Annotated in this window: 28 protein-coding genes; 23 read left to right on the top strand and 5 right to left on the bottom strand. The window is 42.0% G+C overall.

The features are described from left to right. Positions 1-47 precede the first annotated feature (47 nt). From PHU20_RS17710 to PHU20_RS17685, 6 genes are all read left to right on the top strand, one after another. Positions 48-1,145: a serine hydrolase domain-containing protein gene (locus PHU20_RS17710; RefSeq protein WP_274826745.1), complete on the top strand. Its 1,098-nt coding sequence runs from the start codon at positions 48-50 to the stop codon at positions 1,143-1,145. A gap of 291 nt (positions 1,146-1,436) precedes the next feature. Then, entirely contained in the window at positions 1,437-2,264 is an 828-nt protein-coding gene (locus PHU20_RS17705) for a prephenate dehydratase (RefSeq protein WP_274826744.1), read from the top strand. Next, positions 2,261-3,406 (top strand): pyridoxal phosphate-dependent aminotransferase, encoded by a 1,146-nt coding sequence (locus PHU20_RS17700; protein WP_274826743.1) that lies wholly within the window; start codon positions 2,261-2,263, stop codon positions 3,404-3,406. Before PHU20_RS17705 ends, PHU20_RS17700 begins: the two co-directional genes overlap by 4 nt. A gap of 1 nt (position 3,407) precedes the next feature. Further along, the gene (locus tag PHU20_RS17695) at positions 3,408-4,265 is read left to right on the top strand and encodes a prephenate dehydrogenase (RefSeq protein WP_274826742.1); all 858 of its coding nucleotides are present in this window, start codon (positions 3,408-3,410) and stop codon (positions 4,263-4,265) included. A 12-nt stretch (positions 4,266-4,277) separates the two neighbouring features. Continuing rightward, complete coding sequence (locus PHU20_RS17690; protein ID WP_274826741.1) at positions 4,278-5,360, top strand: bifunctional 3-deoxy-7-phosphoheptulonate synthase/chorismate mutase type II; 1,083 nt, start codon at positions 4,278-4,280, stop codon at positions 5,358-5,360. 99 nt (positions 5,361-5,459) lie between these two features. Further along, on the top strand, positions 5,460-6,134 hold the full coding sequence (locus PHU20_RS17685) for a head GIN domain-containing protein (protein WP_274826740.1): 675 nt from the start codon (positions 5,460-5,462) through the stop codon (positions 6,132-6,134). 47 nt (positions 6,135-6,181) lie between these two features. Here PHU20_RS17685 and PHU20_RS17680 read toward each other — a convergent pair whose 3' ends face one another. Next, entirely contained in the window at positions 6,182-6,622 is a 441-nt protein-coding gene (locus tag PHU20_RS17680) for a hypothetical protein (RefSeq protein WP_274826739.1), read from the bottom strand. Between the two features lie 110 nt (positions 6,623-6,732). Here PHU20_RS17680 and rsgA point away from each other — a divergent pair, with 110 nt between their 5' ends. The 10 genes from rsgA to PHU20_RS17630 all read left to right on the top strand — a co-directional run bounded on the left by rsgA (position 6,733) and on the right by PHU20_RS17630 (position 15,709). Further along, a complete protein-coding gene (gene rsgA / locus PHU20_RS17675; protein ID WP_274826738.1) occupies positions 6,733-7,683 on the top strand; it encodes a ribosome small subunit-dependent GTPase A in 951 nt (316 codons plus the stop codon). Positions 7,684-7,716: 33 nt separating this feature from the next. Further along, complete coding sequence (dtd, locus tag PHU20_RS17670) at positions 7,717-8,169, top strand: D-aminoacyl-tRNA deacylase (protein WP_274826737.1); 453 nt, start codon at positions 7,717-7,719, stop codon at positions 8,167-8,169. Next, positions 8,169-8,495 carry a nucleotide pyrophosphohydrolase gene (locus PHU20_RS17665; RefSeq protein WP_274826736.1) on the top strand — a complete coding sequence of 109 codons (327 nt, stop codon included), beginning with the start codon at positions 8,169-8,171 and terminating at the stop codon, positions 8,493-8,495. The genes dtd and PHU20_RS17665 overlap by 1 nt, the downstream gene beginning before the upstream one ends. A gap of 35 nt (positions 8,496-8,530) precedes the next feature. Beyond that, positions 8,531-9,760, top strand: coding sequence for a 3-phosphoshikimate 1-carboxyvinyltransferase (gene aroA, locus PHU20_RS17660; protein WP_274826735.1), 1,230 nt, complete (start codon positions 8,531-8,533; stop codon positions 9,758-9,760). Between the two features lie 99 nt (positions 9,761-9,859). Beyond that, the gene (gene queA / locus PHU20_RS17655) at positions 9,860-10,909 is read left to right on the top strand and encodes a tRNA preQ1(34) S-adenosylmethionine ribosyltransferase-isomerase QueA (RefSeq protein ID WP_274826734.1); all 1,050 of its coding nucleotides are present in this window, start codon (positions 9,860-9,862) and stop codon (positions 10,907-10,909) included. Between the two features lie 105 nt (positions 10,910-11,014). After that, a complete protein-coding gene (gene rlmN, locus PHU20_RS17650) occupies positions 11,015-12,061 on the top strand; it encodes a dual-specificity RNA methyltransferase RlmN (protein WP_274826733.1) in 1,047 nt (348 codons plus the stop codon). A 93-nt stretch (positions 12,062-12,154) separates the two neighbouring features. Then, on the top strand, positions 12,155-13,132 hold the full coding sequence (locus PHU20_RS17645; protein WP_274826732.1) for a polyprenyl synthetase family protein: 978 nt from the start codon (positions 12,155-12,157) through the stop codon (positions 13,130-13,132). A gap of 115 nt (positions 13,133-13,247) precedes the next feature. Beyond that, positions 13,248-13,811, top strand: coding sequence for an RNA polymerase sigma factor (locus tag PHU20_RS17640; protein ID WP_274826731.1), 564 nt, complete (start codon positions 13,248-13,250; stop codon positions 13,809-13,811). Continuing rightward, entirely contained in the window at positions 13,798-14,538 is a 741-nt protein-coding gene (locus PHU20_RS17635) for a hypothetical protein (protein ID WP_274826730.1), read from the top strand. Before PHU20_RS17640 ends, PHU20_RS17635 begins: the two co-directional genes overlap by 14 nt. 85 nt (positions 14,539-14,623) lie before the next feature. Further along, positions 14,624-15,709 (top strand): porin family protein, encoded by a 1,086-nt coding sequence (locus PHU20_RS17630; protein WP_274826729.1) that lies wholly within the window; start codon positions 14,624-14,626, stop codon positions 15,707-15,709. 61 nt (positions 15,710-15,770) lie between these two features. Here the strand turns inward: PHU20_RS17630 and PHU20_RS17625 are convergent, their stop codons facing one another. Next, positions 15,771-16,028, bottom strand: a complete 258-nt coding sequence (locus PHU20_RS17625) for a zinc-ribbon domain-containing protein (RefSeq protein ID WP_274826728.1) — start codon at positions 16,026-16,028, stop codon at positions 15,771-15,773. Between the two features lie 68 nt (positions 16,029-16,096). Here PHU20_RS17625 and dnaG point away from each other — a divergent pair, with 68 nt between their 5' ends. Then, positions 16,097-18,076, top strand: a complete 1,980-nt coding sequence (gene dnaG / locus PHU20_RS17620; protein WP_274826727.1) for a DNA primase — start codon at positions 16,097-16,099, stop codon at positions 18,074-18,076. 87 nt (positions 18,077-18,163) lie between these two features. On the opposite strand, the gene PHU20_RS17615 is transcribed toward dnaG, so the two are convergent. Then, entirely contained in the window at positions 18,164-18,793 is a 630-nt protein-coding gene (locus PHU20_RS17615) for a response regulator (RefSeq protein ID WP_274826726.1), read from the bottom strand. Positions 18,794-19,331: 538 nt separating this feature from the next. Here PHU20_RS17615 and gldB point away from each other — a divergent pair. The 4 genes from gldB (at position 19,332) to PHU20_RS17595 (ending at position 22,663) form a co-directional block, all read left to right on the top strand. Beyond that, complete coding sequence (gene gldB / locus PHU20_RS17610) at positions 19,332-20,288, top strand: gliding motility lipoprotein GldB (RefSeq protein WP_274826725.1); 957 nt, start codon at positions 19,332-19,334, stop codon at positions 20,286-20,288. Next, entirely contained in the window at positions 20,289-20,624 is a 336-nt protein-coding gene (gene gldC, locus PHU20_RS17605) for a gliding motility protein GldC (protein WP_274826724.1), read from the top strand. It begins immediately after the preceding gene. 194 nt (positions 20,625-20,818) lie between these two features. Then, entirely contained in the window at positions 20,819-22,147 is a 1,329-nt protein-coding gene (locus PHU20_RS17600; protein WP_274826723.1) for an ATP-dependent 6-phosphofructokinase, read from the top strand. Positions 22,148-22,261: 114 nt separating this feature from the next. Further along, positions 22,262-22,663, top strand: a complete 402-nt coding sequence (locus tag PHU20_RS17595; RefSeq protein ID WP_274826722.1) for a GTPase — start codon at positions 22,262-22,264, stop codon at positions 22,661-22,663. On the opposite strand, the gene yihA is transcribed toward PHU20_RS17595, so the two are convergent. Next, positions 22,658-23,275 carry a ribosome biogenesis GTP-binding protein YihA/YsxC gene (gene yihA / locus PHU20_RS17590; protein WP_274826721.1) on the bottom strand — a complete coding sequence of 206 codons (618 nt, stop codon included), beginning with the start codon at positions 23,273-23,275 and terminating at the stop codon, positions 22,658-22,660. The two genes, PHU20_RS17595 and yihA, sit on opposite strands and share 6 nt — an antisense overlap. Positions 23,276-23,286: 11 nt before the next feature. Next, positions 23,287-24,051 carry an alpha/beta fold hydrolase gene (locus tag PHU20_RS17585; RefSeq protein ID WP_274826720.1) on the bottom strand — a complete coding sequence of 255 codons (765 nt, stop codon included), beginning with the start codon at positions 24,049-24,051 and terminating at the stop codon, positions 23,287-23,289. Positions 24,052-24,307: 256 nt separating this feature from the next. Between PHU20_RS17585 and PHU20_RS17580 the strand changes: the two genes are divergently transcribed. Together PHU20_RS17580 and rsmH are read left to right on the top strand one after the other, a co-directional pair. Continuing rightward, positions 24,308-24,781: a division/cell wall cluster transcriptional repressor MraZ gene (locus PHU20_RS17580; protein ID WP_274826719.1), complete on the top strand. Its 474-nt coding sequence runs from the start codon at positions 24,308-24,310 to the stop codon at positions 24,779-24,781. Further along, a complete protein-coding gene (rsmH, locus tag PHU20_RS17575) occupies positions 24,771-25,664 on the top strand; it encodes a 16S rRNA (cytosine(1402)-N(4))-methyltransferase RsmH (RefSeq protein ID WP_274826718.1) in 894 nt (297 codons plus the stop codon). Before PHU20_RS17580 ends, rsmH begins: the two co-directional genes overlap by 11 nt.

Below are 25,664 nucleotides of genomic sequence, written 5' to 3'. Positions count from 1 at the left end.
CGATCAAAGAAGAAGCTACTTTGCCGGGTGTATAATAGTTTGGTGATTTGAAATCCTTTATCGCATATCTGAAAAATCTATGGATACCCATAAGTGGACCATCGCAGGAAAGGCCCTTAAAAAGGCTGGAGGAAGTCGATGATCTGCTCAATGCGCTGATTACCGAAAAGAGGGTACCCGGTTTGGCAATTACCGTACGTAAGAATGGTGGAATATGGTATCAAAAAGGCTACGGATATGCGGATTTGGAAGCAGGGATAAAAGTAGATCCCCGACACACCGTGTTCAGGATAGCCAGTATTTCGAAAAACATTGCGGCAACGGCCCTGGTTCATATGGTGAAGGAAGGGACTATTGATCTGGATGCTTCCCTATACGATTATGTGCCCTACTTTCCGAAGAAAGAACATGATTTTACCATTCGTCAATTGGCCGGCCACACCGCAGGGATCCGAGGGTATAAAGGAAGGGAATATGGGTTGGATGAGCCCTATACCATCAAGGATGGCTTAAGGATCTTCAAGGATGATGACCTGCTTTTTAAACCGGGAACCGGTTATCAGTATAACAGTTATGATTGGGTACTGATATCATTGGCCATGCAGGAGGCCAGCGGGGTGCCTTTTGAGGACTATGTAAAGGAAAAGGTATTGGTGCCTTTAGGACTTTCCAATACGTTTGGGGAAAATGGTATATCCAGGGATCGAGTGGAAATGGGAAAGGGTGATCGCCATTTGGTTGAATTCTATTCCCGAAGAAAATCGGGGTTTTATAAGGCGATACCGGTAAATAATCGGTATAAAATTGCTGGTGGCGGTTATTTGTCAACCGCAGATGATATAGCCAAGTTCGGTCAGGCCTATTTAAAAGAAGGGGTATTGGGCGATGCGTTGGTCTCCGAATTTTTAACGGCCCAAAAAATAAATGGCGCATCCACTTACTACGGTTTGGGTTGGCAGGTAAGCCAGGATGCGGAGGGCCGATCGTATTTTGGCCATATAGGGAATGGGGTTGGAGGCTATTCCAATTTGTTCATCTACCCCAATGAGGGGATGGTTTTTTCCATCCTGACCAATTGTACGAACCCAAGAATACAGGATGTGTTGGATAAATCGGTGGCGATAATGTTAAGCGATTGCCAATAAAATCGGGTTTATCATCGTAAAAAACAGCGCAATAGCAGTTTTTTCAGAAAAAAATAAAAAAAAGATAGACTTTGAATTAGTTTTTTAAATTTAATAATTACCTTAGCCGCAGATTTTCAAGATAATGAGAAAGCAGTATTTCTATAACGGTTTTTATTTTTTCTTCTTTTTTAGGAAGGAAACGGGACTGTTGTAGTGTATTGCAAACAAAAAATATAACATTGAGTCCCGTGAAAAACGGGACTTTTTTTGTTAAAAAAATGTCGGTTACATATAACCAATGGAAAAAAAATGGGTTTAAAGATAGCCATACAGGGAATCAAAGGGTCTAACCATCATCAGGTAGCCTTGGATTATTTTAATGACACATGTGAACTCGTAGAGTGCATGTCGTTTCATAACTTGGTCGACTGCTTGTTGGATGCCACGGCGGATAAAGGGGTAATGGCCATTGAAAACTCCATCGCGGGATCCATAATCCCGAATTATGCCCTTGTCAATGATAAAAACCTTCACATTATCGGGGAGTACTATCTGAACATCAATCATAATTTAATGGCGTTGGAAGGGCAATCGATCCAAGAAATTTCCGAGGTGCGTTCCCATCCCATGGCCCTCTTGCAATGCCGTGAATTTTTAAAGACCTATCCGCATATAAAAATGGTAGAGGATGTGGATACTGCGGAGACCGCCAAACAGATTCACGATAAACAACTCAAGGGGATTGCGGCTATCGCCCCGGCAGTGGCGGCCGATTTATACCACCTGGAGATCATCGCCCCTCAAATACAGACCATAAAAGACAATTCGACCCGATTCATTATCGTAAAGACGAAGAACAAGGAGTTGCCGAAAAATGAAATCAATAAGGCTTCGGTGCGCTTTGTTACGGATCATAAACGGGGCAGTCTCGCAACCGTATTGAATGTGATGAGTGATTGCAATCTGAACCTGACGAAGATACAATCCTTGCCAATAATCGAATCTCCTTGGAAATATGCCTTTTTTGTTGATGTGACCTTTGATGAATATGATAATTTTGCAAAAGCAAAATCGCTCTTGAAAATCATGTCCCATGATCTCAAGGTTTTGGGGGAATATAAAAATGCAAGAATATGATAGTAACCGCCGATAGATTGAAAACGGTTGAAGAGTACTACTTCTCCAAGAAGTTGAGGGAGGTACGTGGACTCATTGCTGCGGGTAAGCCGATAATCAATATGGGAATAGGAAGTCCCGATCTGGCACCTTCGGAAGCGGTGATAAATGCCATTACCGATTCATTGACCGATCAAGGGGCGCATCAGTACCAGAGTTATCAAGGATTGCCGGAACTGAGGGAAGGATTTGCTGATTTTTATAACACAAAGTTCGGTGTAGCTGCCGATCCCCTTACCGAAATTTTACCCCTAATGGGGTCCAAAGAAGGGATTATGCATATCAGTATGGCCTTTTTGAATGTTGGGGATGAGGTGTTGATACCCAATCCCGGTTACCCGACCTATACTTCGGTAACAAAGTTGGTAGGGGCCATCCCCAGGCAATACGATCTGAATGCGGAAAATGGTTGGTTTCCCGATTTGGAAGCTTTGGGACAACAGGATTTGTCAAAAGTAAGGATAATGTGGGTCTGCTACCCCCATATGCCTACAGGGACCACGGCCAACAGGGAACAATTGAAAAGTTTGGTCCAATTCGCCAAGGACAATGATATTCTTTTGGTGAACGATAACCCCTATAGTTTTGTTCTCAATAAGGAACCTTTCAGTATTTTGGCCATCGATGGGGCAAAGGAAGTGGCGTTGGAATTGAATTCCTTGAGTAAGACCTTTAATATGGCCGGTTGGCGCGTGGGTATGGTCATTGGTAATGAAGCCCATATCAATGCGGTATTAAAGGTAAAGAGCAATATGGATTCGGGAATGTTCTACGGAATTCAGAAAGGAGCCATTGCGGCATTGAAAAGTGGGGAGGATTGGTTTAAATCTTTGGAAGGGGTTTACCAAAGTAGAAGGAAGCTGATCTTCGAATTGGCCGATGCACTCGGCTGTACTTATGACAAGAATGCCGTGGGGATGTTCGTTTGGGCAAAATTGCCCGAAAATTCATTGGCTTCAGAGGATTTCATCGATAAGGTGCTCTATGATAAGGATATCTTTATTGCCCCAGGTACGATTTTCGGTAGTAATGGTGAAGGTTATATTCGATTTTCACTTTGTGTAAAGGAGGAAAAAATAAAAGTTGCATTAGATAGGTTTTGAAATGAATGTATTCGTAGTCGGTATTGGTTTAATTGGGGGCAGCATGGCCAAGGATATAAAACGGAAGTACCCCGAGGCTAAAATATTTGGCATAGATACCAATGTGTCGCATCTGGAAGAGGCAATGGCCCTTGATTTAATCGATAATAAAGCCGGTTATGCCGACTTGCCTTCAGCAGATATCGTAATCGTAAGTATTCCTGTGAATGCCATGTTGGTAGAACTGCCGAAAATATTGGATCAAGTAAATGATGATTGTGTGGTCTTCGATGCAGGCTCTACCAAAGCAGCCTTATGTAAAAGTTTGGACGCGCATCCCAAACGGAGGAATTTCTTGGCATGCCATCCGATTGCGGGTACCGAATTTTCAGGTCCGTCCGCGGCCATTGAAAATTTGTATCTTGGGAAGACCAATATTATCTGTGAGATTGAAAAAACCGCCTTTAAACTTCAGGAAAGGGCCTTGGGACTCTTTCAGGAACTTGGAATGAGAATACGGTATATGAACCCCGTGGCCCACGATAAGCATATCGCCTATGTTTCCCATTTGTCACATATAAGTTCATTTATGTTAGGGAAGACGGTAATTGATAAGGAAAGAAATGAACGGGATATCTTTGACATGGCGGGGAGTGGATTTGAAAGTACGGTGCGTTTGGCAAAAAGTTCGCCAGCCATGTGGACCCCCATCTTTGAGCAGAATAAAGAAAATGTCGTAGCATCTTTGGACGAGTATATCCAAAATCTGAAAGCGTTTAAACGATTGTTGCTCAATGATGACTATACCGGCATTTATGATGAAATGAACAATACGAATAAAATCAAGGAAATATTAAAAGGAATACCTTTGAACAAATAAGAGGAAAGTAAAATGGAGAATTCAAAAGAAATGAGAACATGGTTGGATGATTTGGGACTAGATCATCCGTTAGTAATTGCAGGACCATGTAGCGCGGAAACTGAAGAGCAAGTCTTGAAAATAGCCCACGAACTTAAAGATACCGATGTAAACTACTATAGGGCCGGTATTTGGAAACCTAGAACACGTCCTGGTAATTTTGAGGGCGTTGGCGCTTTGGGCCTTAAATGGTTACAGAAAGTAAAGGAAGAAACCGGTTTAAAGACCGCAACCGAAGTAGCGAACAAAGCACATGTTGAATTGGCCTTGGAGCACGATATCGATTTATTGTGGATCGGTGCCCGTTCTACGGTAAGTCCGTTTATCGTACAGGAAATAGCGGATGCTCTGGAAGGAACGGATAAGATCGTGTTGGTCAAGAATCCCGTAAACCCGGATCTATCATTATGGTTAGGGGCCGTTGAAAGGTTACATAGCAAGAATATAAAGAAGCTGGGGGTTATCCATAGGGGATTTTCCACTTACGAGAAATCGAAATACAGGAATATTCCGGAATGGCAGTTGGCCATTGAATTACAGACCAAATTCCCAGACCTTCCATTGATCAATGATCCATCACATATTACAGGAAATAGGGATATGATCTTTGACGTTTCACAAACAGCATTGGATCTTAATTTTGACGGACTCATCATTGAGACCCATTATGATCCCGATAATGCATGGAGTGATGCTGCACAGCAAGTAACACCAAAAACCCTTGTACAGATTATGAAAGATCTACGCATCCGTAAAGAATCCGATGAAGAGGCCGAATTCAATAGCAAGTTGAGTAACCTTAGGGCCCAGATAGATATAATAGATAATCAATTGATCGATATGCTTGGTAAGCGGATGAAGATTTCAGACGGGATCGGAGCCCTTAAAAAGCAAAAGAATGTTTCGGTACTGCAAAGTAACCGATGGAATTCCATTCTTGGCAGTATGATCCTCGAAGGGGAATCTAAGGGGCTGAGTGAGGAGTTTGTCCTTAGAATGTTCAAGGCCATCCACCAGGAGTCCATCAATCATCAAGAAAAGATCATGCAAGGCTAGCAAAAAAAAATCCTGATTTAGAAATCAGGATTTTTTTTTTTTTGAAAACTGTAACATTATCCGATCATGGGCATCTTTAGGTAAAATAAACGAACAGTGATGAAAAAAATACTTTTCCTTTTTGCGATACTGGTTGGCCTGACCGCATCGGCCCAAAGAATGATAGATAAAGAAGTAGGGGATTTCAATAAAATAAAGGTTTTCGATCTCATAGAAGTGAATCTTATAAAATCGGACGAAAATAAGATTGTCATAAAAGGTGAAAATGTTTATGATATCAAATTCGTGAATACGGATGGTACGCTGAAATTAAGAATGCAGTTGGATAAGAAATTTACAGGGGAGGATACCTTTATCGAGGTGTTTTACAAGCGTTTGGATGTGATTGACGGTAATGAAGGTGCCAAGATCGTTTGTAACGAATTGATCGAACAGGACCATCTTGAAATACGTTCACAGGAAGGTGCCCGGATCAAAGCCGGTTTGAATGTCGTTGATTTGGAAGTAAGGGCCGTGACCGGTGGCATTGTCGAAGCTTCCGGATTGGCAAAAAACCAATGGGTCGTTTTGAATACGGGTGGGGTTTTTGAAGGCAGGAAACTTCATACCTCCAATACCGATGTAAAGATTACCGCTGCAGGTGAGGCTGAAGTATTCGCTTCTGAAAAGGTCGATATCAACGTAAGGGCAGGGGGCGATGTTTATGTATATGGCAGCCCCAAGGATGTCAATAAAAAAACCCTTGCCGGTGGCAGGGTCCATATCGTGGATTAAGAGGTAAAAAAGCCGGTTAAAAAACCGGCTTTTTTATGGGCTGTTATTTATCGCTTAAAAATATACCTCGTAATGAAAATACCTTGTCCGTCACCTTTGCCCCCTTCACTTTCAACGGCACTGGTCACGAAGGCCAACTCCCAGCCCTCAGCGATCATTGTGTTTATCTTAGAAGTGATAATGGCGTCATTGGCAGCAATATTCTGGAAACGGATACCTCCTAGGTTATAGAAATTCAGCAATTTGGTTTCCTCAAAATTCTTAACGCGGATTTCCTCTCTTTTCGATTTGTTCCGGGTATTGTCCTCCTCGGTCTGTACACTTGAGAATTCCTTATAATCTTTGTCCTCTAAGGCACTGATGATCCGTGATCTTCCCAAACCATTGGGTACGATCGATTCTACACTGGTAATCACCTTGAATTCCTGGGCACCTAGACTAAAGGTAATAAGGCATATTAGGCAAGCGAATAGATTGGTTTTTTTCATAATACTGATTTTGTTATAGGTTATTAATAAAGTAAAGATAAATTAATTGTTAGCCAGAAAAATCGTTATTTTGTTCAAATCGCACCAATTTCTTTTTTTTAATCTATTTGATGAAGGGTATTGTTTATAAATCAACGGGAAGTTGGTACACGGTAAAAGCAACTAATGGGGATTTTTTCGAATGCCGTATAAAAGGCAAGTTTCGTATAAAAGGGATTAAAAGTACCAATCCCGTAGCGGTCGGGGATCATGTTGTTTTCGAGGTGGAAAATGCCGATGAAGAGACCATCGGGATTATTACCGAAATCGAGGACCGCAAAAATTACATCGTAAGAAAATCGGTAAAACTTTCGAAGCAGACCCACATCATAGCGGCAAACCTAGATCAGGTTTTTTTATTGGTGACCCTTAAGAACCCCAAGACCTATACGATTTTTATCGATCGTTTTTTAGTTACGGCGGAAGCTTATGACATTCCGGCGATACTTCTTTTCAATAAGATAGACAGTTATGATGAAGATGAGTTGTTGGAAGTGAAGTATTTGGCGGCCCTTTATCGGAAAATCGGTTATACCTGCATAGGGCTTTCTGCAACAACGGGAAAAAATGTGGATAAGGTAAAGGAATTGATGGTCGGGAAGACCAGTATGTTCTCCGGAAATTCCGGGGTGGGAAAATCCACGCTGATCAACGCTTTAGAGCCTTCATTGCAGATTAAGACCACTGAAATATCCGAACAGCATCTTCAAGGACAACATACCACGACATTTGCCGAGATGTTCGATTTAAGTTTCGATGCCCAGATAATCGATACCCCTGGTATCCGTGGCTTTGGTATTTTTGACATGGAAAAAGATGAAATAGGGGACTATTTCCCTGAATTTTTCAAGCTCAAAAGCGGATGCAAATTCAATAACTGCCTGCATTTGGATGAGCCCAAATGTGCAGTGAAAGAAGCGCTTGAAAATGATGAAGTGGCCTGGAGCAGATACAAGAGTTATGTACAGATGGTAACCGGGGATGACGATACCTATAGAATTGATATCTTTGAAAAACCATAAAATTATTTCAAATTAAAATGCAGGGGTAGGGTCATGAAGGCTGTAATTCAAAGGGTTTCTCGGGCAAGTGTTTCGGTTAATGGTGAAATGGTCTCCAAAATAGGGGACGGACTACTTATTCTATTGGGAGTGGGGTATGAAGATGATGAAAGTGATGTGGAATGGCTCTCCCGTAAAATCGTCAATCTTCGGATTTTCAATGATGAAAACCAAGTCATGAATAAATCGTTGTTGGAGAAAGAAGGGGATGCCATTGTGGTCAGCCAGTTTACCCTGCAAGCTTCGACCAAAAAAGGAAATAGGCCTTCCTATATCAAGGCGGCCAAGTCCGATGTTTCGATACCCTTATATAAGAAATTCGTGCAAAGGTTTCAGACCGACCTGGGTAAGGAAGTGGGTACCGGTATTTTTGGGGCGGATATGAAAGTCGACTTATTGAACGATGGCCCTGTGACGATTATTATCGATACAAAAAATAAAGAATAATGGGAATACAGAAAGCACAACAGGAGGTAGATAATTGGATCAAGGAGCACGGGGTGCGTTATTTCAATGAACTGACCAATATGGCCCAACTTACCGAGGAAGTAGGGGAGGTCGCACGGATCATCGCCCGTAGATACGGGGAGCAAAGTGAAAAAGCGTCCGATAAAGACAAAGACCTTGGCGAAGAACTTGCAGATGTTCTTTTCGTGGTTTTATGTCTTGCCAATCAAACCGGGGTAGACCTTGAGGCTGCTTTTGATAAAAAAATGGCCATAAAGACCAAAAGGGACCACGATAGGCATCATAATAACGAAAAACTCAAATAATAGTATATTTGATCCTTCTATAAAAACGATACAACTTGAAGTTACACCTAATTGGTCCGTCAAAGCATTTATTAACGTCCAGTATCCAAATCACGGGTTCGAAGAGCGAATCGAATAGGTCATTTTTATTGCAAGCCCTATATCCCGATATTTCCATACGAAACAGTTCCAATTCCGATGATGCCGTGGTCATGAAAAAAGGGCTGGCCATCGAGAATGGTACGGTTGATATACACCATGCGGGTACGGCAATGCGTTTCTTGACCGGCTATTTCGCTTCCCAAGAAGGGAAGCATGTGGTGTTGACGGGTTCCAAACGAATGACCGAAAGACCTGTAAAGGTTTTGGTGGATGCCCTTAGGGGTTTGGGGGCCGATATCGAATATCAAAATGAAGAAGGCTATCCACCCATCAAAATACAAGGAAAGAATTTAACGAAAAACAGTGTTCGTCTTCCTGCGGACATCAGCAGTCAATATATTTCCTCATTGCTCTTGATAGCCCCGAGTTTGGAAAATGGTCTTGAAATGGAATTGATAGGAAAAATAACTTCCGTTCCGTATATAAAAATGACCTTGGGTTTACTCAATCAAATTGGGGTGACCACATCTTTCATCGGGAATACCATAAAGGTTTCCCCAAAACAAAAGGTTGACCCCATTACCTTGGTTGTTGAATCGGATTGGAGTTCCGCTTCCTATTTCTACAGTATTGTTGCCTTGAGTGAAGTAGGATCTGTTATCGAATTGGGTTCGTACAAAAAAGAAAGCCTTCAGGGCGACAGTGTCCTTGCTGAAATCTATAAGGATTTTGGGGTTGAAACAACGTACCAAGAACATAAGATCATTCTGAAAAAAGAGCGAAACCCTCAGCAGGAGACAGTGTACTTCGATTTGGCCAATGCCCCTGATATTGCACAGACCATAGCGGTTACCTGTCTTGGGTTGGCCATGGGTTGCGAATTGACAGGGCTACATACCCTAAAGATCAAGGAGACCGATAGGTTGCTGGCCATGCAGGCCGAGCTATCAAAATTCGGGGCCCATGTTGCCGTAACGGACAAGTCACTCCATTTAGAGCCTGCCGACAATTTGAAATCGGGGGTGGCTGTTGACACGTATAATGACCATAGAATGGCTATGGCCTTTGCCCCATTGGCCTTAAAAACTTCATTTGCAGTCAATGATGCCGAGGTGGTTTCAAAATCCTATCCCGATTTTTGGGACGACTTAAAGCATTTGGGGTTTCAGCTCCAAGAGTTGTAGTTGTCATTTAATCATTGTTTTACTTGACAACCCCTATCTCAAGGTCGTATATTTGCATCCGCAAAATTTTGCTAATAAAATTTACAACACGTACACCATATGAAATTATCACACTTCAATTTTGAACTTCCAAAAGAGTTATTGGCCGAGTATCCTTCTGAAAACAGGGACGAATCCAAATTAATGGTCATTCACAGGGAGACAGGAAAAATAGAGCATAGAATGTTCAAGGACCTGATCGATTATTTTGATGAAGGTGATGTGATGGTATTGAACAATACCAAAGTTTTCCCAGCCAGATTGTATGGTAATAAGGAAAAAACAGGTGCACGTATCGAAGTGTTCCTTTTAAGGGAGCTTAATGAAGAACAACGTCTTTGGGATGTCTTGGTCGATCCCGCGCGAAAAATACGTATTGGGAATAAACTGTATTTCGGGGAAGATGAAAGTTTGGTCGCAGAAGTTATAGACAATACGACTTCAAGAGGAAGAACATTGCGTTTTTTATACGACGGTTCTTATTCTGATTTTAGAAGAAAACTTCGCGAATTGGGAGAGACCCCATTGCCAAAGTATATTAAAAGGGAGGTTCAGCCAGAAGATGAGGAACGTTACCAGACCATTTATGCCAAGCATGAAGGGGCTGTTGCGGCACCTACGGCCGGACTCCATTTCTCCAGGCATCTATTAAAGCGATTGGAGATAAAAGGCATCGATTTCGCGGAGGTTACCTTGCATGTTGGTCTGGGTACGTTCAATCCGGTCGAGGTAGAGGACCTTTCAAAGCATAAGATGGACAGTGAGGAGCTGATCATTGATGAAAAAGCGACTGAAATAGTCAATGCCGCCAAAACGAACAAGAAAAAAGTATGTGCCGTTGGTACTACTGCCATGCGTGGTTTGGAAAGTGCCGTTTCTTCGGAGAGAACATTGAATACCTTTAATGGGTGGACGAACAAATTCATTTTCCCACCTTATGATTTCAGTATTGCTACGTGTATGATAACCAATTTCCATTTGCCAAAATCAACGTTGATGATGATGGTATCTGCTTTTATTGGCCACGATTTAATGAAAAGGGCTTATAAAGAAGCCATATTGGAGAACTATAAGTTTTATTCTTATGGGGATGCCATGTTGATTTTATAGACTTATAACGATCTCCTAAGTGATGGGGATTTTGAAATTACCGAAATGTAAAATCCCACTTTATCGATTTGAAAATACTGTGGGATTTTTTATTGCCTAAATGAAATGGAGGAAAAAACCAGTAAGAAGGATATAAGGGCATTGACCTTGGAGCAGCTCCGCGATTTTTTCGTGAAAAGTGGGGATAAGGCATTCAGGGGTAATCAGGTCTATGAATGGCTATGGCAAAAATCTGCCCATACCTTTGAAGTAATGACCAATATTTCGAAAGAGACCCGGGACTTATTGAACGCTAATTTTGTGATCAACCACATTAAGGTGGATCTAATGCAACGGAGTTCGGATGGCACGATTAAGAATGCCGTTCGTCTACACGATGATTTAGTCGTCGAGTCCGTACTTATTCCGACAAAGACCAGGACAACCGCCTGTGTGTCCAGTCAAGTGGGATGTAGTTTGGACTGTAAATTCTGTGCCACGGCCAGGTTAAAGCGCATGCGTAATTTGAATCCAGACGAGATTTACGATCAGGTGGTCGCCATAGATAACGAAAGTCGTTTGTATTTTGATCGTCCGTTGAGTAATATCGTGTTCATGGGCATGGGGGAGCCTTTGATGAATTATAAAAACGTATTGAAGGCGATAGAAAAAATAACCTCCCCTGAAGGTTTGGGCATGTCGCCCAAAAGAATCACGGTATCCACGTCGGGTGTTCCAAGAATGATCAAGAAAATGGCCGATGAAGGCGTAAAGTTCAACCTTGCCGTGTCTTTACATTCCGCGATAGATGAGATCCGTACTTCGATAATGCCTTTTAATGCCCAGATGAACTTGGCAGACCTTAGGGAGGCCCTTCAATATTGGTATGGGAAAACCAAAAATAGGATAACATACGAATATGTGGTTTGGAAAGGGATCAATGATGCCCAAAAAGATGCCGATGCCTTGGTCCAATTCTGCCGCTTTGCCCCTTCAAAGGTAAATTTGATCGAATATAATCCCATCGATGACGGGGAATTCCAACAAGCCAATGATAAGGCCATCGAGATGTATGTAACCACCTTGGAACGAAGGGGGATAACGGTAACCGTTAGACGTTCCCGGGGCAAGGATATCGACGCTGCCTGTGGTCAGTTGGCGAATAAGTCCTAGAAATTCTGCATGCAAAATTTTGAATTTTCTGTTTACCTCGATTTTTTCCCTAAATTTAACCGCCAAACCAGGTAAGACAATAAACCCTATTACTTGAAAATAGTTGCCCAAATAAAAGATCCCGTTATTCGGGAAATGGAACTTTTTGAGAATAAGTTCCGAGACTCCATGTCTTCGAAAGTCGCCCTGTTGAACCGAATTACCTATTACATCGTTAACCGCAAGGGGAAGCAAATGCGGCCTATGTTCGTTTTCTTGACCGCAAAACTTCTGAATAATGGGGAAGTCAATGAACGGACGTATCGGGGGGCATCGATAATAGAGCTTATCCATACCGCAAGTTTGGTTCATGACGATGTGGTGGATGAAAGTAACAAACGACGGGGGTTCTTCTCAATAAATGCCTTATGGAAGAACAAGATTGCCGTTCTTGTCGGGGACTATTTGTTTTCCAAGGGATTGTTGCTGTCCTTGGATCACGGCGATTTTGATTTGCTTCGTATCATTTCCGTGGCCGTACGTGAAATGAGTGAGGGGGAACTGTTGCAGATAGAGAAAGCCAGAAGATTGGATATTGTAGAGGATGTCTATTACGATATCATACGTCAAAAAACCGCAACATTGATCGCTGCCTGCTGTAGTATGGGAGCCTGCTCGGTCAAACCTGATTCTGAAGAAGTGGAAACTTTCAGGAAATTCGGGGAATACTGCGGTATGGCCTTTCAGATTAAAGATGACCTATTTGATTATGGTGATCAACAGATCGGTAAACCCACGGGTATAGATATCAAGGAGCAGAAAATGACCTTGCCGTTGATTTATGCGCTCAATAATTGCTCCAAAAAGGAGAAAAAGTGGTTGATCAATTCCGTAAAAAACCACAATCGCGATAAAAAAAGGGTAAGGGAGGTCATTCAATTTGTAAAAGACCAAGGGGGATTGGACTACGCTGAACGCAAAATGCACGAATTCAAGCGACTGGCCCTCGATATATTACTCACCTATCCCCAAACCAATTATCGGGATTCCTTGGAATTGATGGTTAATTACGTGGTTGATAGAAAAAAATAGTTTTCTAACGCCTGTAATTTAGGTGTTTGGTCAAAAAAAACAATTATTATTTCTTTTTCAGGCAACTATCTTCCCTTTTATTGCGTCTATCTTTATAGAAGCCAAACCGATTAGTGTGAAGATCATCCCAATTTACAAGAACGAGAAACAACTCATTAAAAGGGCAGCTGCGGGAAATCGGGAAGCGCAGCAGTGTATTTATGGGAAATTTTCACCTAAAATGTTGGGGGTCTGTAGGCAATATGTAAAAGACCTGCATTTTGCAGAGGATGTGATGATCAACGGTTTTCTAAAGGTCTTTAAAAATCTGGATTCTTATAAATTCAAAGGGAGTTTCGAAGGATGGATCAGAAAGATAATGATTCGGGAAAGTATCTCCTATATCAGAAAACAACAGTTTGTGGTGTATGATGACGATTTGTATGAACGCAATGAAGTGGGGACGCAATCGCTGACAACAGATCTGGATGTGGAGCATATTCAAATGTTGATCGATGCCTTGCCCGAAGGCTATAGGATGGTTTTTGTCCTATACGTGGTCGAAGGGTACAAGCACCATGAAATCGCGGAACTTTTACGGATTTCGGAAAACACCTCAAAATCGCAATTGTTCAAAGCGAGAAAATTATTGCAAGAGCGATTGCAGCACCAAAATATTATAGGTTATGGAAGTCGATAAGTTTGAAGAACATATAAAAAAGCATTTGAATGAACGGGAAATCCGTCCTTCCGAAGGTGCATGGGATATATTGTCAGCGCAGTTGCCGGAAGTCGCCCCTAAAAAAAAGAATCCGTTCTTTTGGTATGGCGTAGCGGCAGCTTTTATCGGGGTGTTGTTGGTAGCAGCGCTTTTTTTCAAGTCAAAGCGCATGCCCATAAAGACGGAAATCGAGGTGGTTGAAGCGCCAAGGGAACTAAACAATGATCCTAAAAAGGAAGCGGTATTGATAAGGCCGATCAAGGAAGAAGACAATTTCGCCGAATCGGATAAGGAAAAATTACGTAAAGAGGATGGTCCTGCTGCAATTCCGACCAAAGGGGTAATTGACCGTGAAACCCGATTTGCATTATCGGAAGGGGTCAGTTCGGATGGAAGTTCCCAAACCCTAGACTTGAAAACCGAACATCTTATAGCCGCTAAAGTAGCGGAATTGGCCGTGCAGGTCGAACTTTTGGAAGGTTCCGACCTTCAAGTAACGGACGCCGAAGTAGATTCCTTATTGCGGCAGGCCCAACGGGAAATCCTGAGTGAAGAGATCTTTAATGAACAGGGTAAGGTCGATGCCATGGCTTTGCTCGATGAGGTCGAAAATGATCTTGATCGGACATTCAGGGAGCAGATTTTCGAATCCTTGAAAACAGGGTTCCATAAAGTAAGAACAGCGGTCGCTGATCGCAACGATTAATATTCATCAATCAATCAACGATCTTCTTTATTCTACCCTCTATTAATGAGGGTGGGAGAGGAGGGTCCTAAAAATCAAAATCAGTATGAGGGTCATTATTATCTATCTAGCAGTTTGGTTAACGGCTTTTGCAGTCCAGGAGGCCGTTGCCCAGGAAAACGGGGATTATCAACGCAAGATTGAAATGTTAAAAGCTAAAAAAGAGCTTATTGGCGAACAGGAAAAGGAAGCATTGAAAATTGAGGTTGAGGAAATCAACAAGCGGTATGGGAAAAACCAAATAAGCTATGAAGAGGCTAAACTTCTCAAGGAGTCCGCCGCTAAGAAGAGGGCCTTGAACATTGAAAACCGGATAGCAATCGTCGATAATGAAATTCTTCTACTCGAACGTAACAATGGTAATGTCATGAATGTGGAAGCCACCGATTCTACGGGTATTTCCGCTGTTGAATTCAATCTTAACCTCAAGAGGTCCGATGGCTCAACAATACTTTTGGCAACAAAAAGAAAGCAGAAAAGGGAGTTGAAATATGACCGTAGGACCTATTCCGATTTTGTTTTCGCCATAGGTTTAAACAATGCCTTGATCGATGGGCAATCCATCAACGATTCCCCGTATAAAATTGGTGGAAGCCGTTTTTTTGAAATGGGATGGTCCTGGCGTACAAGGGTTTTTGAACACAGTAATTTTTTACGGTTCAATTATGGCTTCTCTTTGCAATTCAACGGACTAAAGCCTAATGACAATCAGTATTTCGTGGAAGAAGATGGGCAAGTGGTGTTGCGGGAATTTGAATATGAATTAAAGAAATCCAAGTTGCGGATGGATAATCTGGTATTCCCTGTCCATTTTGAATTGGGACCGTCCAAAGTGCACAGAACCGATAATAGTATTCGGTATTCCTTAAAGAACCAATTCCGATTGGGCATAGGCGCGTATGGTGGTTTTAATCTGGGCACCCGTCAAAAATTAAAATACGATCGGGATGGGGAGAATGTAAAGGATAAATTAAAAAGAGGATATAATACCAATGATTTGATCTATGGTCTAAGTGCCTATGCCGGTGTGGAAGGGGTGTTGTTGTATGCAAAGTATGATCTTAATCCAATGTTCAAGGATGCTTTGGTGGATCAGCATAACATCTCCCTAGGCCTTCGTTTCGATTTATGAATAATACTTCATTGTATAGGGTCTTGGCCAAAGCCGGTGCCTTGATCGGTTTATGGCCTATTTAGTCCATAAGATCGACCTGTTTTAAGGCGTCGACCATTTCCTGGGTAAACTCCTCTTTGTAATACACACGTTTACAATGGGAACATTCGATGGCTTTTTGGGTGGATATCTTGAAGATCTTGATCCAAAATAAATGAAAATAGTTCGCTTGGGTCCATGCGGAAAGTGTATTGGCCTGTCCGCAAAATACGCATTTCACATTGGGGAGATTAACCATTTGTCCCTTTCCGGGGCGTGTGCCGAAGAATAGAATCATCTGTATTGAATTGAATAACTAAGATAAGCTAAAAATTACCTATTTTTATCGGCTATTTCATTTAACGAATGATTTCAAAATCGACCATAGACAAAGTATATGAGAGCGCCCGTTTGGAGGAGGTCATAGGCGATTTTGTGCAGTTGAAAAAATCAGGTTCCAATTTTAAGGGACTTAGTCCGTTTTCCGATGAGCGTACGCCCAGCTTTATGGTTTCGCCCGTAAAGCAGATTTGGAAAGACTTCAGTAGCGGAAAAGGGGGTAACGTCGTGGCTTTTTTAATGGAGCACGAACACTTCACCTATCCCGAGGCCATAAAGTATTTGGCTAGGAAATACAATATCGAAATAGAGGAGACCGAGCGTACCAATGAGCAGAAGCAGGAGGCCAATGAACGCGAAAGCATGTATCTGGTCTCTGAGTTCGCCCAAAAGCATTTTGCACAAATGCTCTGGGAATCCGAACTCGGCAAGGCCATAGGGATGACCTATTTCAAGGAAAGGGGCTTTACCGACGAAACCATAAAGAAATTCGGTTTGGGGTATTGCCTGGATCAATGGGACGGTTTTACCACTGCAGCCTTGGACAAAGGGTATAAACTCCATTATTTGGAGAAAACGGGATTGACCATCGTAAAGGAGGATGTGAACAATCCCAACAATCCAAGGAAGTTCGATCGGTTCAAAGGGCGGGTCATGTTCCCGATCCAATCGATGAGCGGAAGGGTTTTGGGTTTTGGGGGGCGGATCCTGACCAACGATAAAAAGGCGGCCAAATATTTAAATTCCCCAGAGAGTGATATTTACCATAAAAGTAAGGTGCTTTACGGCATCTATCACGCGAAACAAGCCATTGCCAAAGAGGATAATTGTTATTTGGTAGAAGGGTATACCGATGTGATCCAATTTTATCAAAGGGGGATCCATAATGTCGTGGCCTCCAGTGGAACGGCATTGACCCCTGAGCAGATCAGACTTATTAACCGGTTGACCAAAAATATAACCGTCCTTTTCGATGGTGATGCCGCCGGACTCCGGGCGTCGCTAAGGGGGATAGACCTTATATTGGAACAGGGGATGAACGTAAAGGTCTGCACTTTTCCAGAGGGTGAAGATCCCGATAGTTTTGCCAAGAACAATGATCTGGAGGAATTGAACCGATATCTACAGGGAAATTCAAAGGACTTTATCCAATTCAAGGCTTCCCTATTGGTCAAGGAGGCTGCCAACGATCCCATAAAAAGGGCCGATACGGTACGGGATATCGTACATAGCATTTCAAAAATCCCGGACCGAATACAAAAAGAGATCTATATCCAGGAATGTGCCCAGATCATGAACATTTCCGAAGCTGTCCTTTTCAACACCCTGGCCCAGATCGGTAAAAAGGATATTGCCGATGCCGCCAAGAAAGTTAAACAGGAACAGCAGGCTTTTGAGGTGGTTAAAAATGAGCCTTTGCCCCAAAAGGTCGATGTGCAATACGAACTGGAACGAAAGATCATAGAGCTATTGCTGTTATATGGTAACCGGCAAGAAAATTTTGAGGACTTGATATTGAAAGAGAATGATCAGGGTGATTTGGTTTTGGAGCCTGAATCGATGGAGGCCAAGGTTTTTGAGAAAATATATTTGGACCTTCAGGATGACGAAATTGAATTGACAAATCCTAATTTCAAAAATATATATTACAAGTTGATCGAGGAACTGAACCAAAAGCAGGATTTTGCGGTCAATACCTTTATCGCCGAATTGGACCAAGAAATGGTGACCGAGATATCTTCCATTTTAATGGAAGAGGAGAAGTATACCCTGCATAAATGGGAAAGCAAGGATATATATCCCAAGGAAAAGGAAGTAGGGGTATCCCAATTGGTAAGTGAAACTATTTTGACGCTTCGGTGTTATTTGATCAAAAAAAGAATGGAGGTTTTGCAGAATAGTACGGAAGAAAGAACAGCGGATAATACCGAAACCTTGGAGGAGATCATGAATTATCTTCAATTGAACAAGCTATTGAATAAAAAACTGAATCGGGTACTGTCCTAGGATTTGAAAAGCGTACTTTGGGGATGTTCCAAACAAAAAAAACCTGGCCATTCGGTCAGGTTTTTTCGGTTTTGTCAATTTTTGAATTCAATACAACTCCAAGGCCTTGGCTTGTTGCAATAAATCGACCATATTGTCCACGTTTAATTTTTTCATTAAACGGGCCTTATAGGTACTTACGGTTTTTTCGTTAAGGTTCAGGCCTTCGGCCACATCCTTGTTGCGTTTTCCACTGGCCAACAGTTTTAGGACTTCCACTTCCCTTGTAGACAACTTTCTGAAGAATCTGCGGGGTTTTTGGGTTCCTTCGTCAAAAGCCAATCGTTGGGCAAGTTCGTTGGTTATGAACATGTTTCCTTCACTTACTTTTTTAACGGCAGAAATGATATAATCGATTTCCGCGGATTTAGATAGGTAACCGGAAGCTCCGGCCCTAATGGTGCTAAGTGCGTATACATCCTCCGATTGTCCGCTGTACATTAACACCCGAACGTTGGGGTATTCTTTTTTAATCTTTCTTAACGTGGCGATGCCATTGATCTCCGGAATGTCCATTTCCAACATTACCACGTCAGGGGAAGTCGTTTCCAGCTTACTGAAAAGCTCGGAAGTAGTTGAAACATCGTCGATAACTTCAAATCCACTTGCATTGTTCAATACTTGTTTAACGCCCATTCTTATAATAGGATGGTTGTCAGCAATTAACACTTTGATCATCTTGTTGTTTTTTTTCTTGAAAATTCACCCATAGTGACGTATTTAAAATATGACGTACAATGTAGGGCTAATTCCTTTAATTCCTTAGGCAAAATTGAATTTATTTGAGATATTATGGTATTTTACTCGTCTTATGTGCTTGATTACTAGTTAAGCGGTTGTTTTTATGCATTCGGAATAAAATAATAGGTTTAACGTTCAATTTTTAAGGTTGAATGGTGGTGTCCCGTCTTTTGATAACACCGAAAATCCGTTTTCCCTTCCATGAAATTCCCTTGGGGTCTTTCCCTTGTCTTTATTTTCATCGCCCATGACGACCCAGGGTAAGAAGTGCCGATTTGGGCCCTGTTCCTACGCCTATCGGTACAAAACCATGGGTGGGTGATGCAACAGTGGAATCTTGGACGGCCCTTGCAAACGGCCCAACTTATTGAACTTCGGTTTTCAAGGAAGATTTTATTTGGTTAAAACGATTAACTTTGCCGATAAAAATAAAACCTTACGGTCTAAGGTTAAAATTTAAAGGATGATTCTTTTTATGAAAAACCCACTTTTTTTATTCATCGTATTTGCTTTTACCATCGTAGGTTGTAAGAATGAGGATAAAATTGCGGAAGCAGTGAGTAAAATTCCTTTGCAACTGAAGGTTTCAAGATTCGACAATGAATTTGCGCAAGCTACCCCAGAGGATATTCCCAAACTGAGAAAGGCATATCCATATTTTTTTCCTGCTCCCGATAGTGTATGGGTGGCCAAATTGAATGATTCCCTTCAGATTGAATTGAGAGGGGAGGTCATGGCGGAATTCAAGGATTTTGATGAGGAGATTTCCGATGTTGAAATGTTGTTTAAGTATATTAAGTATTACTTCCCAAAAGATCGGATTCCAAGAATGATCACAGTGACCAATGATGTTGATTATCAAAATCGCGTTATATTGGCCGACAGTTTGTTGCTGGTGGGGTTGGATAATTATCTGGGTCCCGAACATAAGTACTATGCAGGATTGCAGCGATATATAGCCGCGGAGATGGACCGTCGTTTTATGGTGAGTGATATTGCAGGGGCTTATGCCAATAAAAAAGTACCCCTGCCCAAAGACCGTACCTTTTTGGAACAGCTGATATATTATGGCAAGATTCTGTATCTCAAGGATAGGATAATGCCCTTTCAGACCGATGAACGGAAAATAGGCTACACCGATGATCAATTACTATGGGCCCAGGCCAATGAGGAGCCTATTTGGCGTTATTTTGTCGAAAGGGAATTGCTTTACAGTACGGATAACAAGTTGGCAAAACGATTTCTGGACCCAGCTCCTTTTTCGAAATTCGGATTGGAGCTTGATAACGAATCCCCAGGACGGTTGGGGCGTTATTTAGGCTGGCAGATCGTACGTTCCTTTATGGATCGCAATACGCTTACTTTGCAACAGCTCATGGACCTTTCCGGAGAAGAGATATTTAAAAAATCGAATTACAAACCAAATAAATAAATGGCAAAACTACATACATCCGAAATACGTTTAAAAGTGGGGTTGGATGAAAACCGGGTACCCGAAAAACTTACCTGGTCCGCTGAAGATGGGGGAATCGATAATGAGGAGGCCAAAGCAATGATGTTGTCTGTCTGGGATAGTAATAACCAAGAATCCCTGAAGATAGATTTATGGACAAAGGATATGCCTGTTGATGAGATGAAGGTGTTCTTTCATCAAACCTTGGTCGCGATGTCGGATACGTTTATGAAAGCGACCCAAGATGAAAAAATGACGGCGACCATGAAGGATTTTTGTGCATATTTTGCAGAAAAGCTTGAATTGAATAAATAATCGGGAATTCGTTGCCAATATTTTAATTTTTAAGGTTCGAACAAGAAGAAATGACTTCCTAAGTTGAATTCCGATTGGGGCATAATCCGAAAAATGAAAAATTTAATGTAAGATTGGCTTGAATCAGTGTGCGATTTTTACGCAATTGTAGTACTTTTGAAGCTTGTTTTAATACAACAACAAACAATCGAAATATGGCAGACGTAGAGAAATTTGATATCGATGTTTTAGGTGAAGCTACATATGATTCACCTTTGGGTTTAAGTAAGCGAAAAGGTGATGATATCTTCAACTTTGTTACCGATAACGATAGGATATTGCGACACATCTCGTTGAAAGACCACGATAATTGTGTTAATGAAAATTTAGAGCCCGTTACCTTGGAGAAAGCGGGTCCTAGGGAAAAGATATACTTCAATACCAAAAAGACCAAAGCGGCAATAGTCACTTGTGGCGGATTGTGTCCTGGTATCAACAATGTGATCCGTAGTTTGGTCATGGGGCTCCATTATTTTTATGAGGTTAAGGAGATTGTAGGGGTACGCTATGGATATGAAGGCTTAATACCCTCTTATGGGCATGGTTTTGTCGATTTGACTCCCGCGAGCGTAAATAACATCCATCAATTTGGTGGAACCATCCTAGGTTCCTCAAGAGGGGGGCAAGACGTGGAGGAAATGGTGAATACCCTTTATGATAATGGTATCGATATGCTATTTGCAATCGGTGGTGATGGTACGTTAAAAGGCGCCAACGCCATTGGAGAGGAAATTGCCAGGCAAGGATTGAACATATCGATTATCGGTATTCCCAAGACCATTGATAACGATGTCAGTATCATAGACAAAACATTCGGTTTTGAAACCGCATATAATGTGGCAAATGCGATTATAAGGGATGCGCATAATGAAGCGACAGGGGCTTACAACGGTATAGCCATCGTAAAACTAATGGGGCGTGACAGTGGATTCATTGCGGCTTCTGCAGCGATTTCGATGCCTGTGGTGAATTTCGTCCTGGTTCCCGAAATGCATTTTGAACTCGAAGGGGAAAACGGATTTTTGGAAACCCTGAAGAAGCGGTTGGATGCAAAACAACATGCGGTTATCGTTGTAGCCGAAGGGGCCGGACAGAATTTATTCGATAAAGACGACAAGGAGCAAGTTACCGATGCTTCCGGGAATATTCAACATGATGATATCGGAATATTGCTAAAGAATAAAATTTCCGAGTTCTTCAAGAAAAAGGATTACGAGGTGACCATTAAATATATAGATCCAAGTTATATCATCAGAAGTGCTCCTGCCAATCCAGGCGATAGCGTATTTTGTAGCGGTTTGGCATATCATGCGCTCCATGGGGCCATGGCCGGTAAAACGAAGTTCGTTGTAGGCGTGGTAAATAACCAATATGTGTACCTGCCGATCAGTGCCGTTACTTCTTCAAGAAAGAAGATCAACATGGAGGGTGGATTCTGGTTTGCCGCGCTTGAAAGTACCGGGCAACCATTCGAAATGAGATAATATCGAAACCATAATGCGGTCAGTGGCTTTAAGCTGCTGACCGCTATCACGTATGGCCCGTGTTACATCATTGTAAGTTTTTTGGATCCCGAAAGACCAATTCAGAAAGGAAATATGGATTCGGGGACTTTACATCGGGGAAAATCAAATCAGGAAAAGCTCATATTTGTGTATAATGCGAATTCCGGTATCCGCAATGGGGTCATGGATAGTTTGCATAAAATATGGAGTCCGAAAACATACGATTGTAATCTTTGTAATGTGACTTTCGGGGTATTTTCTGAAAAGAAGGCTTGGAAAGACTTCAGGAAAAAAGCTGCAAGGGAATTGGAATTCTTGCATAAAGATGAGTTTCAAAAACAATACGCTTCAAAATTCGGTTATGCGTTTCAGTATCCCATAATCTTAGTGGCTTCAAAAGGTGGTATGGAGGTGCTAGTGGCCAAGGATCGACTTGATGCCATCGAAAATCCGGAAGAATTGATTCAATTGCTACAATCGAGAATGGGGTTATAATTTGTTCTCTTCAAAAAACAGTCGGTTAACTTCGTCGATATAGGTCAGCAGTTCCTCCCGCCCAACATTCTTGGATGAAGAGGTGATGAAATGGTTGGGGGCTTCTTCCCAAACACCGGTCATCAATTCGTTGAGATAGGCATCCACGTTCTTCGCGATGCTCGCGGGCTTCAATTTGTCGGCTTTGGTAAACACAATACTGAACGGAATCATGTTTTCGCCCAGATACTCCATGAATTCCATGTCTATTTTCTGTGGGGTATGACGAATATCAACCAATACAAAGGCACTTACCAGTTGTTTCCGTTTTAAAAAGTAATCGGTAATGTATTTTTGAAAAGTTTTTTTGTCCTTTTTGGAAACACGGGCGTAACCGTACCCCGGTAAATCCACCAAAAACCAATTGTCGTTTATTTTGAAATGATTGATCAGTTGGGTCTTTCCCGGTCTTCCCGATGTTTTGGCCAAACTCTTACGTTCTGTAAGCATGTTTATCAAGGAGGATTTTCCGACATTGGACCGGCCGATAAAGGCGTACTCGGGTAAAGGCTCGTTAGGGCATTTGGCAACATCGGAATTGCTCATTACAAAGTCGGCCGACTTGATTTTCATGTAATTCGGGTTTAAAAATTCCGTTTTTCCAACCAGGCATCGAGTATCTCATTAAACTCGTTGGGGTGCTCCATCATCGGGGCATGCCCGCATTTCTTTATCCAGAACAATTCGGAATCGGGTAATAGTTCGTGAAATTCCTTCGCCACATTGGGAGGGGTGACCGAGTCGTTCTCCCCCCAGATTATACAGGTGGGGGTTTTCATTTTGGGCAGGTCCTTGGACATGTTGTGGCGAATGGCACTCTTTGCGATGGCCAATGTTTTTACCAGTTTGACCCGGTCGTTTACCGTTGCAAAAACTTCATCAACGATTTCTTTGGTTGCGACCGCAGGGTCATAAAATACGTCTTGGGCCTTTTTCTTTATGAATTCGTAATCGCCTCGTTTGGGGTACCCATCACCCATGGCACTTTCATAAAGTCCGGAACTACCGGTAATGACAAGGGCTTTTACCATTTCGGGGTACAATTTGGTATGTAGCAGTCCTATGTGTCCTCCTAGGGAATTGCCCAATAAAATCACATCTTTCAGCCCTTTATATTCTATGAAGCCTTCAAGGTATTTGGCAAAACTCTTTACTGTGGTCTTTAACAGGGGCATGGTGTAGATGGGTAATTCCGGGATCAACACTTTGTAGCCTTTTTTCGGGAAATGTTCAGAGACCCCTTTGAAATTGCTTAAACCTCCCATAAGTCCATGCAAAATAATAATCGGGATTCCTTCTCCTTTCTCAATATATCGGTATTTGCCCTCTGTAATAATCTTTTCTTCCATTGAGAATACTTCTGGTCTGAATTGACAAATATAGGCAATTCCTTATTGATATATCTATTGATCTGATTGGTAATTGGCTGTTTTCACTAAGGAATAACCAAAGCTTTTTTTAAAAACCACGAAAGGTGTCAACTCGGCCCATGGCCGAAAAAAGCTTCGAAAGCCATGAATTTATTAACAAAGTGGTAAATAGTGGTAAATAGTGGTAATAAATTCTATATATTTGAGTTCTATATAAGAAAACCAACCGTTTAGGGTGATAAATTTTAACGAAGCATATTACTGTAAAGCTGATGCCAAAGGTAGGGTAATGTTACCATCTGCCCTCAAAAATAGGCTATTGCCGGTTTTGAACGAAGGCTTTGTCTTAAAGCGTTCGGTCAGTGGTGCTTGTTTGGAGCTTTGGCCCATGGCCCAGTGGAACGAGATGATGCTTAAGATCAAAAAGTTGAATCGCTTTGTTAAAAAGAACAATGATTTCATTCGCATTTTCATGGCTGGGGTAAAAGAGGTTGAGGTTGATAATGCAGGGCGGTTGTTGATTCCGAAAAATCTAATGTCAATAGCGGGCATCGTAAAGGAAATAGCGCTAAGTCCGTCTGTTGATATTATTGAGATATGGGATAAGGACAGTTATGAAAAGGCCATCGAGATCACTGATGATGATTTTGAGGTCTTGGCAGAGGAAGTTATGGGAGGTCTAGGTGAAAACATTCCTGATGTATCATAATCCGGTACTTCTCGAGGCGTCCGTTGATGGACTTGATATCAAGGCCGATGGGGTTTATGTGGATGTGACCTACGGAGGAGGAGGGCATTCAAAAGAAATCCTGAAACGCCTCGGTCCGGAAGGTAGGTTGTTTGCTTTTGATCAGGATGAAGAGGCGTTGGATAACAAAGTGGATGACGCTAGGTTAACATTGATCAATGAAAATTTTAGGTATATAAGGCAGTTTTTAAAGTTCTATGGCATTCGAAAAGTAGATGGTATCCTGGCCGATTTTGGGGTTTCTTCCCATCAGTTCGATAAGGCGGAACGTGGATTTTCCACGCGTTTTGATGCCGATTTGGATATGAGAATGAGTCAAAAAGGACTTGTATCGGCTTATGATGTCGTGAATTCCTACGAATATAATGACTTGAGGCGGGTGTTGTTTCAATATGGTGATTTGCGAAATGCCAACGCCATGGCGAATGTGATCGTTGCAAGTAGGGAGAAAGCTCCGATAAAAACCTCGGCCCAATTGAAGGAGGTGTTGGGGAGGTTTTTACCAAAGCATAAAGAGCATAAGATCTTGGCCCAGATTTATCAGGCCATCCGTATAGAGGTGAACCAGGAAATCGAGGTGATCAAGGAATTTTTACAACAGGTGCCTGAATTGCTGAAACCCGGTGGTAGATTAAGTGTTATCAGTTATCACTCTTTGGAGGATCGGTTAGTGAAACGCTTTATTAGGTCGGGACTGTTCGAAGGGGAGCCTGAGAAGGATTTTTATGGGAACATTGATGTGCCCTTAAGGAAAGTTGGTGGTTTGGTAGTGCCGACGAAAGAGGAAATTGCAGTGAACAACAGGGCGCGAAGTGCGAAATTGAGAATAGCGGAACGCATTTGA

It is taken from the genome of Maribacter polysaccharolyticus (assembly GCF_028882255.1).
In the GTDB taxonomy this organism is placed as follows: Bacteria; Bacteroidota; Bacteroidia; order Flavobacteriales; family Flavobacteriaceae; genus Maribacter_A; species Maribacter_A polysaccharolyticus.
This window is presented reverse-complemented; position numbering and strand designations above follow the sequence as displayed.